Genomic DNA, 15,274 nt, shown 5'->3' on the forward strand with positions numbered 1-15,274 from the left:
CTTGTGCGTGGCCGACCTCACCGTGCGCGGGAGCCGATTTTCCCGTCGCGGGCGGTTGCCCGAGGCTGCGGTACCGTCGGGCCGTGCCATCCAGTGAGTCCACCGCACCCGCGGGCCAGCCAGTGACGCCGGAGACCGCGACGGTCGTGCGCAAGGTGCTCACCGCGCTGCGCAGAGGCGGGGCGTTCCTGGTGGTCGGCGCGATCGGCTTCCTGGTGGACGCGGGCACGTACAACCTCCTGGTCTTCTGGGGCGGCGAGGGCGTGCTGTATCACTACCCGCTTCCGGCCAAGATCATCGCGATCGCGGTGGCGACGGTGGTGACCTATTTCGGCAACAAATGGTGGACTTTCGCGCACAAGCAAACCGACAATCCCGGACGCGAGTACCTCCTCTACGCCGTGTTCAACGTCGTCGCGATCGGCCTGCAACTGGGCTGTCTCGGCTTCTCCCGCTACGTGCTGGACCTGTCCAGCCCGCTGTCGGACAACATCTCCGGTACGTTGATCGGGCAGATCGTGGCCGTGGTGTTCCGGTTCTGGGCTTACGACAAATTCGTCTTCACCGGGGCGCGGGCGGGCACGAGCGGCGCTACCGACAACGAATCGGCGAACGTTTAGCAATGGTTCGAGCACACGTCGGCATGGCTGTACGGCGGGCAAGCGCACAGGGCGGTTGATATCCTCACCCCCGCCGTGAGGCATCGAGGGGCGTGTCTGTCCCGTCCGGCACAATGAGAAATTTCGAGGATTTCATGGATCAGTCGGCTATCGAGGCCGTTACCGAAACAAACGATCGCTCGACGGCCGCTGAGGCGCCTGCCGCGCTGCGCGCCGACCATCGGGCGCCGGACCGGCTCGTGCTCCAGCGCGGCATCTTCACCGGTCCGTCGGCGAAGGTGAGCGACGAGCTGTATGCCGTCGTGAAAGGCGGCGCGCACCGGGAACGCCAGACCCTGCGGTTGGACAAGGGCGCCACCGCGCACACGAACACCTATTTCGGCCGGTTCGCCGCCAGCTACTGGCAGCGCTGGACCACGGTCACCGAAGTGCGGGCCACCATGGTGCTCGAGGTGGTCGCGAAGGCGAGAATCCGGCTGGTGGCCTCCGACATCGCGGGGCATCGCCGGATCATCGACACCGCCCGGGTGGACGCGAGCGGTTCGGTCACGCTGACCGCCCCGCTCGACCAGTACGTCGACGGCGGCGCCCTGTGGCTGGAGTTCGACGCCATCGGCGGCGCGCTCGGCATCGCGGAGCTGAGCTGGACCGCCGTCGCGCCGGAGCGTGTTCGCCCGGTCGCCATCGCGATCTGCACCTTCAACCGCGCGGCCGACTGCGCCGAGACGGTCGCGGCGCTCGCCTCCGACCCGACCGTGATCGACGCGATCGACGCGGTGTACGTGGTCGACCAGGGCACCGATCTGGTCGAGAACCGGCCGCGCTACCAGGAGGTCGCACCGGTCCTCGGCGAGAAGCTGCGCTACCTTCGCCAGCCGAACCTCGGCGGCGCGGGCGGATTCACCCGCGGGCTCTACGAGGTGTCGGCGGTCAACGAGCACGCCGACGTCATCCTGATGGACGACGACATCCTGTGCGAGCCGGAGACGGTGCTGCGGCTGAACGCGTTCGCCAACCTGACGGTCGAGCCGACCCTGGTCGGCGCGCAGATGCTGTTCCTGCTCAACCCCGACTACCTCAACGTCGGCGCGGAGGAGGTGCATCTGAACCGGCTGCGGCACGGCCAGAAGGTGCCGAAGGCGCTGCGCAACACCAGCATGTTGAAGAAGAACCAGGAGCGCCGCGTCGACGCGGGCTACAACGCCTGGTGGACCTGCCTGATCCCGGCCGAGGTGGTCGCGAAGATCGGGCTGCCGATCCCGATCTTCTTCCAGTGGGACGACGTGGAATACGGCGTCCGGGCGCGCGAGCACGGTTTCGTCACCGTCACGCTCCCCAACGCCGCGGTCTGGCACGCGGACTTCTACTGGAAGGACTACGACGACTGGGCGCGCTACTTCAGCACGCGCAACTCGCTGATCGTCGGCTCGATGCACACGGAGCTGGACGGTAAGGAGATCAGCCGGAAGCTGTTCCGGGAGATGTCCGAGCAGCTGGTCGCGATGCAGTACGGCCTGGTGCACACCACATTGCAGGGCATCGAGGACTTCCTGAAGGGCCCGAAGGTGCTGCGGGACGGCGGTATCGAAGCGCTGGCAGCCGCGCGCACGAGCCGGGCGGATTACGCCGAGACGATCAAGCACCCGGCCGCGACGCCGCCGGTCCGCTCGGCCGACATCCAATTGCGCCGTGCCGGTGGCGAACCCAGTCGCGTGCTGCTGGTGCTGATCAAGCGCGCGATCAATCAGTGGCTCGGCCGTACCCAGCACGGCATCATCGGCGTCACCAGGGAAGACGCCTACTGGTGGCATGTCTCGCTGTTCGACCACGTAGTGGTCACCGACGCCTCGCAGTCCGGCGTCCGGGTGCGCAGGCGCGACAAGGCCCGCGCGCTTCAGTTGCTGCGCCGGATGGTGCGTGTGCTGCGTCGTCTGCGCCGGGAACTGCCCGCGTTGCAGGAGCAGTACCGCGCCGCCATGCCGGAACTGACCAGCCGGGAGAACTGGGAGCGGCTGTACGGGATCGAGGGGCCCACCACTCCTCGCACGTAGGCCGGAGACCGGGCGCCCCGAAGCCGCGAACGGCCTCGGGGCGCCCGACACTTTTCACGAAACCGGTTGCCGCGCGAGCGTTCTCGTCGCGGCAGCCGGCGAGTCAGAGAAAGAGATCTGTGGTGAGTTCGCCGTCGCCCGGGGTGACGCGGTACTTGTCCAGATCGGTGATGCCGTGCGCGGCCAGGATTTCGTCATCGATGAAGAAGTTGCCGCTGGTCTCCTTGCCGGGCGAGGTGAGCACCAGGTAGGCGGCGTCGGCGTAGATGTCGGGGGTGCGCGAGGTGGAGACCATCTCCTCGCCGCCGAGCAGGTTCTTCACCGCGGCCGTCGCGATGGTGGTGCGCGGCCACAGCGAGTTGACGCCGATGCCGTCGCCCTTGAGTTCCTCGGCCAGGCCCAGCGTGGTCAGCGACATGCCGTACTTGGCGATGGTGTAGCCCAGCGACGCGCCCGCCCATTTGGGGTCGAGGTTCAGCGGCGGCGACAGGGTGAGGATGTGCGGGTTGCGCCCGGCCTTCGCCGATTCGCGCAGATGCGGGATGCTCAGCTTGGACAGCAGGAAGCTGCCCCGGCAGTTGATGTCCTGCATCAGGTCGTACTTCTTCATCGGCAGCGCGTCCGTGGGGGACAGGTCGATCGCCGAGGCGTTGTTCACCACGATGTCGATGCCGCCGAAGCGCTCGACCGTCCGGCGCACCGCCTCGGCCACCGACTCGTCGATGCGGACGTCGCCCACGAACGGCAGTACCTGGCCGCCGGCCGCCTCGAGTTCCGCGGCGGCGGTGTGGATCGTGCCGGGCAGCTTCGGATGCGGCTGATCGGTCTTCGCGATCAGGGTGATGTTGGCGCCGTCCGCCGCGGCCCGCTTGGCGATCTCCAGCCCGATGCCGCGGCTGCCGCCGGACATGATCATCGTGCGGCCCGCTAGCGGCTTTGATCCCGATTCCGTCATCTGACCTGCTCCTTCGTTTCCGCCGCGAGCACCGGCCCTCGGCTGTACGCGCTTGCAGACTAAGCGTAAACCTCGCCCTTATGCAACCAGTTGCATAGGGTGTTCGGAGAGAGGGCGCCGGCGTGCCGGCGCCCTCCGGCCGCGGCTCAGATCGTGGCGATGAGCACGATGTTCAGTAGGAACATCAGTCCGACCAGTGCCCAGACGATGTAGAGGAACAGCATGCCCGGCGCCTTCTGCGGAACCGGTCCGATCGCGCCGTTGAGGAAGATCACAACCGGCGGCTTGTAGTAGAACCGCGCGGCCTGTCCCTCGGCGATCGGCACGGTGACGTTCGCCGGACCCATGTCGAACAACCACGGGGTGGCGACCCGGACGTGGTACTGGCCCGGCCCGACCGGGATGTGGTTCGCGCCCCATCGGGTGTTGGGCACCCGCTGGCCGTTGACCAGGATCTTCGGCTTGGTCAGCGCGAGCAGGAACGTCCAGATCGAGTACGAGGCATCGATGGTGATGCCCGGCGGATCGGCGGGTTGGCCGTAACCCTGCTGCGGTGCGAACTGCTGCGGCTGCCCGTACGGTTGCGGCTGCCCGTATGGCTGTGGCTGACCGTACTGCGGTGCGGGCTGGCCGAATTGCGGTTGCCCGTACGGCGGCTGCCCCGCCTGCGGCTGGGCGAGATGCGGTTGGCTCGGATGCTGCCCCGGAGGGGGCGCGTACTGCGCGGGCGCCTGCGGCGGGTACTGACCGACGGGTGGCTGCTGACCGAACGCCGGCTGCCCAGGCCATGAACCGGGCTGCTGGCCGTGTGGCGGATACCCGCCGGGTTGACTCATCTATCCCTCCCAGATAGCGAACGATGCGAGGGGCACCCTACCGTGCCCCCGCACGGTCAGCGTCGCGAGTTCCGCTCCCGGAACATCTTCCGATGTTGCTTGGTGACGTCTCGCCAGGCCCGCTCGCGTTCGGCTCGCAGCCGCTTGTCGGTGCGCGCCTGCATCCACTCGTTCTCGCGCGCCAGCTTGTTGTAGCTGTCGAGCCTGCGCTGGGTGAGCTCGCCGCTATCGATCGCCTCCCGCACCGCGCACCCCGGTTCGCCGCGGTGCGCGCAATCGCCGAAACGGCACTGGGCGGCGAAGGATTCGATGTCACTGAAGGTCTTCTCGATGCCTTCGGTGGCGTCCCACAGCCCGATGCCGCGCAGCCCCGGCGTATCGATCAGGGTGCCGCCGCCGGGCAGCGGGCGCAGTTCCCGGTGCACCGTGGTGTGCCTGCCTTTCTTGTCCGCGTCGCGGACCGCGTTGGTGGCGAAGATCTCCGCGCCCAGCAGCGCGTTGGCGAGGGTCGACTTCCCAGCACCGGAGGGTCCGAGCAGTGCGACGGTGCCGTCGAGCATCGCGGTGAGCACATCGAGCCCCGAGCCCGTGTTCGCGCTCACCTCGAGCACAGCGGCGCCCGGCGCGACGGCGCGCACCTCGTCGAGCGGGAGGTCGTCGGCCGCGTCGGCCTTGGTGAGCAGCACGATCGGCTGGGCGTCGCTCTCCCAGGCCAGCGCGAGCATGCGTTCGATGCGGCCGAGGTCCACATCGCCGTCGGCGGCGGTGCAGATCAGGACGGTGTCGACATTGGCGGCGAGCACCTGGCCCTGCGACCGGCCGGAAACCGACGAGCGCACGATCGCCGATCGGCGCGGCAGCAAGCGCCGCACGGCCGACGTGGCGTCGACGGTCACCCAATCACCGGTGCACAGCCCGCTGACCTCGGAATCCGAGCGCGGGCAGCGGGCACGTGCGAGCCCGTTCGGTGTGGCTACATCGCATTCACTGCGATCCATGCGGATCACCCGCGCGGGCACACAACCGTCCTCGATCATCGAGGAGTATCGGGCGGAAACGGCTTCGGTCCAGCCGTAAGGGACGAGAAGGTCGTGGTCGACCATGATGGGAAGGAATCCTTCGTCGGGCGCCGAACCCGACCAGGGTTCAGCGAGCGGAGAATGAGGTGGAGTCTCGTGTGGCGGCGCGACTGAGATCAGCTCGCCCGGACACGACAATCCGCACGTTCCTCGTCACGGTCCACACCTCCTTCCGCTCTCGCAGTCGACCCACTCTCGCACCCGGCCCCCGCCCGGCACAACCGAATTTCCGACTTCCGTGGCCGCGCACCGCCGACGGCGCGACCCGCGGCGGATCAGTCGGGTTTGCCGAACTGCTCATGGCGGCCGAGGGAGCGAAGGTGGAACCATTCGCGCAGGCCTGCGGGGTCACGGCGGGTGACCAGGAAGAACCAGGAGAAGCGAACCCATTCCTGGGGAAGCAGTTTTCGCATACCCGGCTGGGACATCAGATAGCCGCGGTTGCGGTAGGTGAAGTAGCGCTTCACCGGATCGTCCGGGTACTGCGTGTGCATCCGGCCGCCGAGGATCGGCTTGAACTCGGCCGCGCCGTTGGGGTGCAGATACGCCGTCTGCAGGCAGGTGCCGAACGGCAGTCCGGAGCGCACCAGCCTGCGATGCACCTCGACCTCGTCGCCGCGCACGAAAAGGCGCAGGTCCGGCACGCCGATCACGTCGACCGCCTGCGCGGAGATCAGCGCGCCGTTGAACAGCGAGGCGATGCCGGGCAGGAAATCCTCGTCACCGAGTTCCGAGCGCAGTCTGCGCCAGACCACGCCGCGGCGCAGCGGGAAGGCGAGACGGTCGGGCTCATCGATGTCGCAGACCACGGGTGAGACCTCGACCAGGCCGTGCCGCTTCGCGCAGTCCAGCAGGGTGGACAGCACATCGGGGCCTTCGGGCCTGCCGTCGTCGTCGGCGAGCCACACCCAGTCCGCGCCGATGCTCAGCGCGTGCAGCATGCCTAGCGCGAAGCCGCCCGCGCCGCCGAGGTTGTGCGCCGAGCCCAGGTAGGTGGACTCCACCGGCTGGTCGCGCACCAGGTCGGCGACCTCCGCCTCGTTGCCGTTGTCGATCACGATCAGGTGATCCACCGGCCGGGACTGGGACGCGACGACTTTGAGCGACTCGGCGAGCAGTTCACGGCGCTTGTGCGTGACCACGACCGCCACGACGCGCTGCGGCGAATCCGAGGCCGTCGCAGCGGATTTCGCAGGGAGCGGGGCGGCGGGGGCGTCGAACTCGACGCTCTCCTCCGACGCCGAGCCGATCCGGGCCTGCGCCCCTTCGTCGATCGGGGTGTCCTGCCCGGTCGGCTCACTCATGCCTTGTTCCGCTCCAATTCTCGTTCGTTAGTCACGGCCCGCTCGGCTTCCATTTCGCGCAGCACGGTCGCGACGTGATTCCCCGCGTCCGGCCCCTCATAGGCTCGCACCACTTCTTCGATGCCGCCGCGCAAGCGGATCTGGCCGTGGTCGATCCACAGCGCCGTATCGCACAGCTGCGCGAGGAATTCGTTGGAATGGCTGGCGAAAACCAGGATGCCGGAACGCGCCACCAAGGACTGCAACCGCAGCCGGGCCTTCTTCATGAATTCCGCGTCGACGGCGCCGATACCCTCGTCCAGCAGCAGGATCTCCGGATCGATCGAGGTGACCACGCCCATCGCCAGGCGCACCCGCATACCGGTGGAATAGGTGCGCAGCGGCATGGACAGGTATTCGCCGAGCTCGGTGAAATCCGCGATCTCATCGATCTTCGCCAGCATCTGCTTACGCGTCTGCCCGAGGAACAGGCCACGGATGATGATGTTCTCGTAGCCGGAGATCTCGGGATCCATGCCGACGCCGAGGTCGAACACCGGCGCCACCCGCCCGCGGATGCGCGCACTGCCGCGCGACGGTTCGTAGATGCCGGAAAGCAGGCGCAGCAGCGTCGACTTACCCGCGCCGTTGTGCCCGACCAGGCCGACCCGGTCGCCTTCCTTCAACGAGAGATTGATCTCCCGAAGGGCTTCGACCACGACGACATCGGACTGATTGCGCCCGATCGCGCCGCCCGCTTTACCGAGGAACGCTTTTTTCAACGACCGCGATTTGGCGTCGAAGATCGGGAATTCGACCCACGCCTCCTGGGTCTCGATACTCACACGACTCATCGGGGGCGCTCCTATACCCAGTACGGTACGCGCGAACGGTACTGCTTCATGGCGAAGATCGCCACGATCCAGCCGACCAGGGTGATCGTGCCGACGATCACCCAGTGCCGCAGCTCCTGCGGCTCGCCGAGCAACGGCGCCCGGACGATCTCGAGATAGTGGAATGTCGGCACGAGTTCGGCCAGTTTCGCGCGGTCGCCGGTGCCGATCTGCGATTGCAGGGTCTTGGTCGTCCACATGACCGGCGTCAGCACGAAGAGCATCAGCGTGGTGCTGCCGAGAATCGGCGCGATGTCGCGGTAGCGGGTGCTGAAGATGCCGAAGACGATCGACACCCACATGGAATTCAGGAAGATCAGCGCGATCGCCGGGATCGCCATCAGGCTGGCCACCCCGAGGTGCCGCCAGACGCCGAACGCGGCGAGCATCACCAGGTAGATGACCATGTTGTGGGCGAAGAACAGCAGCTGCCGCCACACCATCCGGTAGACGTGCACGCTGAGCGCGGAAGGAAGCTGCTTGATCAGGCCCTCGTTGGCGATGAAGACCTCCGAGCCCTCCAGGATGCTCGCGCTGATCACGTTCCAGATGATCAGCCCGACCGTCACGTACGGCAGGTACTCGCGCAGCGGCTGGCCGAGCAGCGCCGCGTACAGCACACCCATCGCCACGGCCTGCAAGCCGGTGGCGATGGTGATCCAGAACGGGCCGAGCACCGAGCGGCGGTAGCGCTGCTTGATGTCCTGCCAGCCCAGCGACAGCCACAGCTCGCGCTGCGCGAACCCGCCCGCGAAATCCTGGAACGCGCGCCGGAACGTCTGGGAGTCCGGCACGATCTTCGCCTCGGTGGCTCCCGCGTGCAACGTCTCCGTCTCCGGGGTGGCCGCGTTCACCGGACGCTCCTGCGAGTCGTCGCCGGACGGCGCCGTGTGCTCGGGCGAGGTGTCATCTGAACGCGCTTGGTCATCGGAACCAACTGAGCTCTCTTCAGGACGCACCGCACTCGGATCGGAGACCGAGTCGGAGCGAGCGGCAGCGGCGGGCACGGTGCACGAGACTACCCTTGCGGCCTCGCGCCACCGAGTGGCACACGCTCACAGGTACTGGCCGGACCCGCCGGTGACGTGACTCGCTTGGCCGGCGCGCGGGTCGACGGTGGTGATGCCGGGCGGCAACGCGCCCTGCCGCATCTGTTCGAGCTGGGCGCGCGCGGCCATCTGCTGGGCGAACAGCGCGGTCTGGATGCCGTGGAACAGGCCCTCCAGCCAGCCGACCAGCTGGGCCTGCGCGATCCGCAGCTCGGCGTCGGACGGCACGGCGTCCTCGGTGAACGGCAGCGTGAGCCGCTCGAGTTCCTCCCGCAGCTCGGGGGCGAGCCCCTGCTCCAGCTCCCGCACCGAGGACTTGTGGATCTGCTTGAGCCGATTGCGGCTGGCGTCGTCCAGCGGAGCCGCGCGCACCTCCTCGAGCAGCTGCTTGATCATGGTGCCGATCCGCATGACCTTCGCGGGCTGCTCGACCATGTCGGCGAGCGATTCGCCGGAGTCGTCCCGGTCGTCCGACTTGTCCTTACTGTCGTCGTCGGTCACGACCTGGGCGGTGAAGGGCGCCTCCGATCCGGCTACCGCCGGAATGGCCAGGGGCCTGCCGTCGGGTCCGACAACGACGATGTGGTCCGGTGTCTCGTCCGAGTGCGTCATGGTCCCTATCATGTCGTGTCCGGTCCGAACGCGCTAAGCCGGTGCTCCCGGGCCGCGCTCGCGGCACGGTCCGGCGCGCGCCGCCGGTCCACGTCGCCGCTGGAGGTCGGCGTTCTATTCTGTTCGGGTCGTGTGGTTCGGATTTGTCGAAAGTCGGTCGCCATGCTGAGTCCCAGGTTGCTGTGCTCCCGCCACGATGTGGAGGGGAACGCGGTTACACAGGCTCGTCCGCTGCCCTTAGAGTGGCCAGCATGACTTACGACGTCGCGAGGGTTCGGGGCCTGATACCGTCCCTGGGCGACGGCTGGATCCATCTCGACCCGCAAGCGGGCATGCTGGTTCCGGACGCGGTATCCCGCGCCGTGTCAACGGGTTTCCGAACCTCCTCCTTCTCACATATCGGCCGCAACGGCGCCGCGGTGCGCAGCGCGGCGATTCTGGACGCGGCCCGCGAGGCCGTGGCGGACCTCGTCGGCGGCGACCCGGCGGGTGTCGTACTCGGCCCCGACCGCGCGGTCCTGCTGGCCTGGCTCGCCGAATCGCTGAGTTCTCGCCTAGGCCTCGGCACCGGCATCGTGCTCTCCCGGCTGGACGACGAGGCCAACGTCGCGCCGTGGCTGCGCATCGCCAACCGCTACGGCGCGCACGTGCGCTGGGCCGAGGTGGAGATCGAGACCTGCGAGATGCCGTCCTGGCAGTTCGAGGAACTGATCGGGCCCACAGCGCGGCTGGTCGCGCTCACCGCCGCCTCGCCGATCGTCGGCTCCGCCCCCGCCGTCCGGGTGGCCGCGGACCGGGTGCACGAAGTGGGCGGGCTGCTGGTGGCCGACGCCTTCGGCGCCGCGCCCTACGCGCTGATCGACATCGACGAACTGAACGCCGACGTCGTCGCGCTGAGCGCACCGGCGTGGGGCGGTCCGCAGATCGGCGCGCTGGTCTTCCGTGACCCTGCCTTCCTGGACCGGATTCCGTCCATGTCCTTGAACCCCTACGCCAAGGGCGCCGAGCGGCTCGAGGTCGGCGGGCACCAGTACGCGCTGCTGGCGGGCCTGACCACCTCCATCGACTTCCTGGCCGGGCTGGACGAGCGGGCGCGCGGCACCCGGCGCGAGCGCCTGGAGATGTCGATCACGTCGTTGCAGGACTACCACGACCAGCTGTTCGAGCACTTGATGAGCGTGCTCGACTCGATCCCCGGTCTCACTGTGATCGGCCGCGCGTCCACCCGCATCCCCACGGTCAGCTTCACGCTCGGCGGCATGCAGGCGGAGAAGGTCGCGGCGAAGCTCGCCGACAACCGGATCGGCACGGTGAGCGGCGTGCACGGCGGCAGCAGGCTGCTGGACGCGCTCGGCGTCAACGACGAAGGCGGCGCGGTGACCATCGGCCTCGCGCCCTACACCACCAAGTTCGAGATCGACCAGCTCGGCAGGGCCCTGCTGGCGCTGGAGTGAGCGGCGCTCACAGCTCCCGTACCCGCAGCACCACCTTGCCGAACACCTCGCCGGAGTCCAGCAGCCGGTGTGCTTCGGCGGCCTCCTCGATCGGCAGTTCGGCGGCGATGACCGGCGCCACCGTGCCGTCGGCGACCAGCGGCCACAGCTGCCTGCGCACCTCGCCCACGATCTCGGCTTTACTGCCGACGCCGGTCGCGGGCCGCGCGCGCACGTTGGTGGCGTGCACGGTGCCCCACTTGCGCAACAGGACACCCAGGTTCAGCTCCGCGGACACGCCACCCTGCATGCCGATCACCACGAGACGGCCGTGCTCGGCCAGCGCGTCGACGTTCCGTCCCAGGTAGGCCGCGCCCATGTTGTCCAGGATGACGTCCGCGCCGATGCCGCCCGCGCTCGATCGCTGGGCGCGCACGACGGCGACGAAATCGTCCTCCTTGTAATTGATCAGTACGTCCGCCCCCAGCTCCGCGCACCGCGCCAGCTTGTCCGCCGAGCCAGCGGTCACCGCCACCCGCGCGCCGAGAGCTTTGGCGACCTGAATGGCATGCGTGCCGATCCCGCTCCCGCCACCGTGCACCAACACCAGCTGATCGGCCCGCAGACGCGCGGTCATCACCAGGTTCGACCACACGGTCGCCGCCACTTCGGGCAGCCCGGCCGCCGCGCCCAAGTCCAGGGCGTCGGGAACCGGAAGCACCTGGGTCGCAGGCACCACGACCCGCTCGGCGTAACCGCCGCCGGACAGCAGCGCGCAGACTCGATCGCCGACCGCCCACTCCCGCACTCCGTCGCCGAGTTCGGCGATCACACCGGAGCATTCGAGGCCGAGCAGCGGGCTTGCTCCCGGCGGGGGCGGGTAGTAGCCCTGACGCTGCAACAGATCGGCCCGATTGACGCCCGCCGCGTCCACCTCGATCAGCACTTCGCCGTGTCCGGGCTCCGGATCCGGCACCTCCGACAAGGACATGACCTCGGGACCGCCGGAACCTTTCAGAACTATCGCGCGCACCGTGCCATAGTGCTCCGCCCGCAGCGGCGGTTGCGCGCTGCCCCCTTGCGCAGGGGATCTGGGAGGGAAACGTGCCGCGGAAACGCAATCCCGCAAGCGGCCTGCGGTGACCGGCGTCACGGACTACCGTTCCGGTGGTGAGTGGCGGCTTCATCGATTTCCAGAACGAGATCTACCTGGGCGGTCTGGGTGGCTCGACACCCGAATTGCCCATGACCGCCGCGGGTCTGGAGACGCTCGCGCGGGAGCGGCTCGATCCGGCCGCCTTCGCCTACGTCGCGGGCAGCGCGTCCGCGGAGCGCACCGCCGCGGCCAACCGGTCGGCCTTCGACCGCTATCGCATCCTGCCGCGAATGCTGCGCGGCTCCGCCGGGCCCGGCGTCCGCGATCTGTCCGTCGAGGTGCTCGGTACGAAGCTTGCCGCGCCCGTGCTCACCGCGCCGATCGGCGTCCTCGAACTGCTGCACGAGGGCGGTGAGGTGATCGTCGCCGAGGTCACCAAGGAACTCGGCATCGGCACGGTGCTGTCCACCGCCGCCTCCTCGACCATCGAGGACGTCGGCGCCGCGGCCGGAGCGTGGTGGTATCAGCTGTACTGGCCCGCCGACGACGAACTGGCCTGCTCGTTCGTCCGGCGCGCCGAGCGGGCCGGGGCCTCGGCGATCGTGGTCACCGTGGACACCCCGACGCTGGGCTGGCGTCCGCGCGACCTGGAGCAGGCGCACCTGCCGTTCCTGCACGGCAAGGGCATCGCCAACTATCTGTCCGACCCGGTGTTCCGGGCCAAGCTGCCCGCCCCGCCGGAGGAGAGCGAGGATGCGATGCGAACGGCCATCCTCACCTGGGTCGGACTCTTCGGCAATCACACGCTGCGGCCCGCCGACCTCGCACGTCTGCGCGAGTGGACCGACCTCCCGATCGCGGTGAAGGGCATCCTGCATCCCGACGACGCGCGCCAGGTGGTGGACGCGGGCGCCGACGCGGTGGTGGTGAGCAATCACGGCGGCCGCCAGGTGGACGGCTCGATCGCGGCGCTGGACGCATTGCCCGCGGTAGTGGCCACCATCGGCGACCGCGCCGACGTGCTGTTCGATTCCGGTCCGCGCACCGGTTCCGACGTGCTCATCGCCTTGGCCTTGGGAGCGAAGGCGGTGCTGTACGGGCGGCCGTGGGCTTACGGACTCGGCCTCGCGGGCGCGGCAGGGGTCAGGCACGCGCTGCGGACACTGCTCGCCGATTTCGACTCCGCGCTCGGCCTCTCCGGATGCACGAGTGCGGTCGCGGTGAACCGCGCCCTGCTGTCCACGGTGCGCTGACCTGCGATAGTTGCCCATTTCCGCAGTTAGCCGAGCATAGAATGGCCACCGTGCATCCCGAACCGAGCGGTCGCGTCCTGGCCGAGCCACGCTGGCTCACCCCGGCGCAGCAGCGCGCCTGGCGCGCCTACATGGACGGCCACCAGCGCCTGATGACGGCGCTGAATCGTCAGTTGCAGCGGGACAGCGACCTGTCCGTCGCCGAATACCGGATTCTGGTTCTGCTCTCGGAGGCTCCCGACCGCTCGCTGCGGATGAGCGAGCTGGCCGACGGCGTGCTGTCCTCGCGCAGCAAGCTCACCCATCAGATCCGGCGGCTGGAGGCGCAGCAGATGGTCCGCCGCAACACCTGCCTGGAAGACGGCCGCGGCGTGCTCGCCGAACTCACCGACGAGGGCCTGCGCCGCCTGCAAGCCGCCGCGCCCGGCCACGTCGAAGCCGTCCGCCGCCACTTCATCGACCTGCTCGCCCCGGCCCAGCTCGAGGTGATCGGCGACGTATTCGGACGCGTGGACGAGGAAATCGGTAAGCACTCCGGCTGAGCCGTCGGCTACGATCGGTTCCCTGGAGACGTGGCAGAGCGGCCGAATGCACTCGCCTTGAAAGCGAGCGTCGCGAGAGCGACCGGGGGTTCAAATCCCTCCGTCTCCGCTCCACTCGTCGCCGACCCGTGCTCATGGAGTGCATGAGCGGTTATCCCGTGATGTCCGCGCCGAAATCGCGGCGGACGAAGTTCGGCCTGATATCCAGATCGGGTGGGTCGTAGTAGCGGTGGAAGGTCGGTGTCAGCCCGGACGAGATCGGCGGGTTGATCCAGGACCAGTCGGTGGGGCAGGCGCGGCCCGCGGCTTCCTCACGTTCGACGTGATCGCAGAACTGCTTGGCGACGGTGTGGTGGTCGACGATGTACACGCCCGCCTTGCGGAAGCTGTACAGCACCGCGCGATTCAGTTCGACCAGGGCCTGATCGCGCCAGAGGTTGCGCTCGGCCCTGGTGTCCAGGCACATCATCTCCGCGATCAGCGGGAGCATGTTGTAGCGGTTGGCGTCGCTGAGATTGCGCGCGCCGATCTCTGCGCCCATATACCAGCCGTTGAACGGCGCGAACGGATACGTCATACCGCCGATCTCGAGATTCATGTTCGACACGGCGGGCAGCGCGTGCCAGCGCAGGCCGAGGCCGGCGAACCACTCGAACTCGGGATGCTCGAGTTCCACCTCGCGTGCGAGCTCGGGCGGGATGTCGAACCAGCGAATAGGCTCGTCCGGCGTGCTGATCAGCAGCGGAAGGATGTCGAAAGGCGTTCCCGCGCCGCGCCACCCGAGCTTCATGGCGAATTCGGTCAATTCGACATGGGCGGCGTCGCCGGTGACCGTGCCGTCCCCGTTGCGATAGCCCGCGTACCGGATGATCTGCGGGCTGACGACGCGGAACTCGCGCCCGTCCGCTTGCCGTGGCGGCCCGACGGTGATCATCGACTGGATGGCGCCGTTGTTGGTGGCCATGTGCAGATGCTGCCAGCAGATCTCGGCCAGATCGCGTGCCGAGCGCACCCGCCGGGCGTCGAGCAATTTCAGCGAGCGCCAGTGTTTGCGGCCCACGCAGCGGGCGTGATTACGCCAGGCGAGTTTGGCTCCGATCAGGATCTCCTCGGCGGTCTGGAGATAGGAGCCGGTCTGTTCGAGCTGCTCCAGCGCGCTGCACCGGCGCTGGGCGCTCAGGTGCGCCAATTCGGGCAGCCGGTAGAACTCGTCACACTCCCGCATCCGGCGTTCCAGATCGGCGCGGAAAGTCGCTGTGTCCGATTCGTTCTCGATCGAGGAGACGGGTGACATTGGATTCACGGTTTTCTCCGGTCGGGCATAGGTGCTGCGATGAAACAGGCGAGTCGAGCAGGAGAATCCGCGCGTGAGCGCAGCCGGTACCGCTGGAGTCGCGTGGCGGCCCGCGAAGGCGCACAGGGCAGATGCCGTGAAATAGCTCCCGCCCGAACATGATTTCGATTCCGGAAGGGCTTTCGCGAATGCGAACCGGGCGGCCGGTCCGCATACCTCGCCGAAACACAGGGCGATGACCTCGGCGCCAGCGGTGTGGATACGCGATCATGCCCGTC

14 protein-coding genes and 1 tRNA gene are annotated in these 15,274 nt (G+C 68.3%); 6 read left to right on the forward strand and 9 right to left on the reverse strand.

Annotated elements, in window-relative coordinates; translation table 11 throughout:
• Positions 1 to 83: 83 nt before the first annotated feature.
• Both ABZ420_RS17075 and ABZ420_RS17080 read left to right on the forward strand, forming a co-directional pair.
• On the forward strand, positions 84 to 620 hold the full coding sequence (locus ABZ420_RS17075) for a GtrA family protein (RefSeq protein WP_085994808.1): 537 nt from the start codon (positions 84 to 86) through the stop codon (positions 618 to 620).
• 134 nt (positions 621 to 754) lie between these two features.
• Positions 755 to 2,671 carry a glycosyltransferase gene (locus tag ABZ420_RS17080; RefSeq protein ID WP_357123211.1) on the forward strand — a complete coding sequence of 639 codons (1,917 nt, stop codon included), beginning with the start codon at positions 755 to 757 and terminating at the stop codon, positions 2,669 to 2,671.
• Between the two features lie 103 nt (positions 2,672 to 2,774).
• On the opposite strand, the gene ABZ420_RS17085 is transcribed toward ABZ420_RS17080, so the two are convergent.
• From ABZ420_RS17085 to ABZ420_RS17115, 7 genes are all read right to left on the reverse strand, one after another.
• Positions 2,775 to 3,626, reverse strand: a complete 852-nt coding sequence (locus ABZ420_RS17085; protein ID WP_357123214.1) for an NAD(P)-dependent oxidoreductase — start codon at positions 3,624 to 3,626, stop codon at positions 2,775 to 2,777.
• 146 nt (positions 3,627 to 3,772) lie between these two features.
• Positions 3,773 to 4,462 (reverse strand): hypothetical protein, encoded by a 690-nt coding sequence (locus tag ABZ420_RS17090; RefSeq protein WP_357123217.1) that lies wholly within the window; start codon positions 4,460 to 4,462, stop codon positions 3,773 to 3,775.
• Between the two features lie 56 nt (positions 4,463 to 4,518).
• A complete protein-coding gene (gene rsgA, locus ABZ420_RS17095; protein ID WP_357123220.1) occupies positions 4,519 to 5,565 on the reverse strand; it encodes a ribosome small subunit-dependent GTPase A in 1,047 nt (348 codons plus the stop codon).
• A gap of 251 nt (positions 5,566 to 5,816) precedes the next feature.
• Positions 5,817 to 6,845 (reverse strand): glycosyltransferase family 2 protein, encoded by a 1,029-nt coding sequence (locus ABZ420_RS17100; RefSeq protein ID WP_357123223.1) that lies wholly within the window; start codon positions 6,843 to 6,845, stop codon positions 5,817 to 5,819.
• Positions 6,842 to 7,678 carry an ABC transporter ATP-binding protein gene (locus ABZ420_RS17105; RefSeq protein WP_040864282.1) on the reverse strand — a complete coding sequence of 279 codons (837 nt, stop codon included), beginning with the start codon at positions 7,676 to 7,678 and terminating at the stop codon, positions 6,842 to 6,844. Before ABZ420_RS17105 ends, ABZ420_RS17100 begins: the two co-directional genes overlap by 4 nt.
• A gap of 11 nt (positions 7,679 to 7,689) precedes the next feature.
• On the reverse strand, positions 7,690 to 8,514 hold the full coding sequence (locus ABZ420_RS17110; RefSeq protein ID WP_085994814.1) for an ABC transporter permease: 825 nt from the start codon (positions 8,512 to 8,514) through the stop codon (positions 7,690 to 7,692).
• Between the two features lie 258 nt (positions 8,515 to 8,772).
• Positions 8,773 to 9,378, reverse strand: coding sequence for a bacterial proteasome activator family protein (locus ABZ420_RS17115; protein WP_357123226.1), 606 nt, complete (start codon positions 9,376 to 9,378; stop codon positions 8,773 to 8,775).
• Between the two features lie 251 nt (positions 9,379 to 9,629).
• Between ABZ420_RS17115 and ABZ420_RS17120 the strand changes: the two genes are divergently transcribed.
• A complete protein-coding gene (locus tag ABZ420_RS17120; RefSeq protein WP_040864285.1) occupies positions 9,630 to 10,832 on the forward strand; it encodes a cysteine desulfurase-like protein in 1,203 nt (400 codons plus the stop codon).
• Positions 10,833 to 10,839: 7 nt separating this feature from the next.
• Here ABZ420_RS17120 and ABZ420_RS17125 read toward each other — a convergent pair whose 3' ends face one another.
• Positions 10,840 to 11,844 (reverse strand): NAD(P)H-quinone oxidoreductase, encoded by a 1,005-nt coding sequence (locus ABZ420_RS17125; RefSeq protein WP_357123229.1) that lies wholly within the window; start codon positions 11,842 to 11,844, stop codon positions 10,840 to 10,842.
• 137 nt (positions 11,845 to 11,981) lie between these two features.
• On the opposite strand from ABZ420_RS17125, the gene ABZ420_RS17130 reads away from it, so the two are divergent.
• The 3 genes from ABZ420_RS17130 to ABZ420_RS17140 all read left to right on the forward strand — a co-directional run bounded on the left by ABZ420_RS17130 (position 11,982) and on the right by ABZ420_RS17140 (position 13,811).
• Positions 11,982 to 13,160, forward strand: a complete 1,179-nt coding sequence (locus ABZ420_RS17130) for a lactate 2-monooxygenase (protein ID WP_357123232.1) — start codon at positions 11,982 to 11,984, stop codon at positions 13,158 to 13,160.
• Positions 13,161 to 13,291: 131 nt separating this feature from the next.
• Positions 13,292 to 13,702, forward strand: coding sequence for a MarR family transcriptional regulator (locus ABZ420_RS17135; RefSeq protein ID WP_357123355.1), 411 nt, complete (start codon positions 13,292 to 13,294; stop codon positions 13,700 to 13,702).
• Positions 13,703 to 13,726: 24 nt separating this feature from the next.
• Positions 13,727 to 13,811, forward strand: a tRNA-Ser gene (locus tag ABZ420_RS17140).
• Between the two features lie 42 nt (positions 13,812 to 13,853).
• On the opposite strand, the gene ABZ420_RS17145 is transcribed toward ABZ420_RS17140, so the two are convergent.
• Positions 13,854 to 14,927: a nitric oxide synthase oxygenase gene (locus ABZ420_RS17145; protein ID WP_357123358.1), complete on the reverse strand. Its 1,074-nt coding sequence runs from the start codon at positions 14,925 to 14,927 to the stop codon at positions 13,854 to 13,856.
• Positions 14,928 to 15,274: the final 347 nt, after the last annotated feature.

The sequence above is a fragment of the Nocardia sp. NPDC005745 genome (assembly GCF_040630775.1).
In the GTDB taxonomy this organism is placed as follows: domain Bacteria; phylum Actinomycetota; class Actinomycetes; order Mycobacteriales; family Mycobacteriaceae; genus Nocardia.

Bases quoted from the DNA above. Each gene is read 5' to 3' on its own strand.
- ABZ420_RS17080 (WP_357123211.1), top strand. From the start codon at position 755: ATGGATCAGTCGGCTATCGAGGCCGTTACCGAAACAAACGATCGCTCG.
- ABZ420_RS17085 (WP_357123214.1), bottom strand. From the start codon at position 3,626: ATGACGGAATCGGGATCAAAGCCGCTAGCGGGCCGCACGATGATCATG.
- ABZ420_RS17090 (WP_357123217.1), bottom strand. From the start codon at position 4,462: ATGAGTCAACCCGGCGGGTATCCGCCACACGGCCAGCAGCCCGGTTCA.
- rsgA (WP_357123220.1), bottom strand. From the start codon at position 5,565: ATGGTCGACCACGACCTTCTCGTCCCTTACGGCTGGACCGAAGCCGTT.
- ABZ420_RS17100 (WP_357123223.1), bottom strand. From the start codon at position 6,845: ATGAGTGAGCCGACCGGGCAGGACACCCCGATCGACGAAGGGGCGCAG.
- ABZ420_RS17105 (WP_040864282.1), bottom strand. From the start codon at position 7,678: ATGAGTCGTGTGAGTATCGAGACCCAGGAGGCGTGGGTCGAATTCCCG.
- ABZ420_RS17115 (WP_357123226.1), bottom strand. From the start codon at position 9,378: ATGACGCACTCGGACGAGACACCGGACCACATCGTCGTTGTCGGACCC.
- ABZ420_RS17120 (WP_040864285.1), top strand. From the start codon at position 9,630: ATGACTTACGACGTCGCGAGGGTTCGGGGCCTGATACCGTCCCTGGGC.
- ABZ420_RS17135 (WP_357123355.1), top strand. From the start codon at position 13,292: ATGGACGGCCACCAGCGCCTGATGACGGCGCTGAATCGTCAGTTGCAG.
- ABZ420_RS17145 (WP_357123358.1), bottom strand. From the start codon at position 14,927: ATGCGGGAGTGTGACGAGTTCTACCGGCTGCCCGAATTGGCGCACCTG.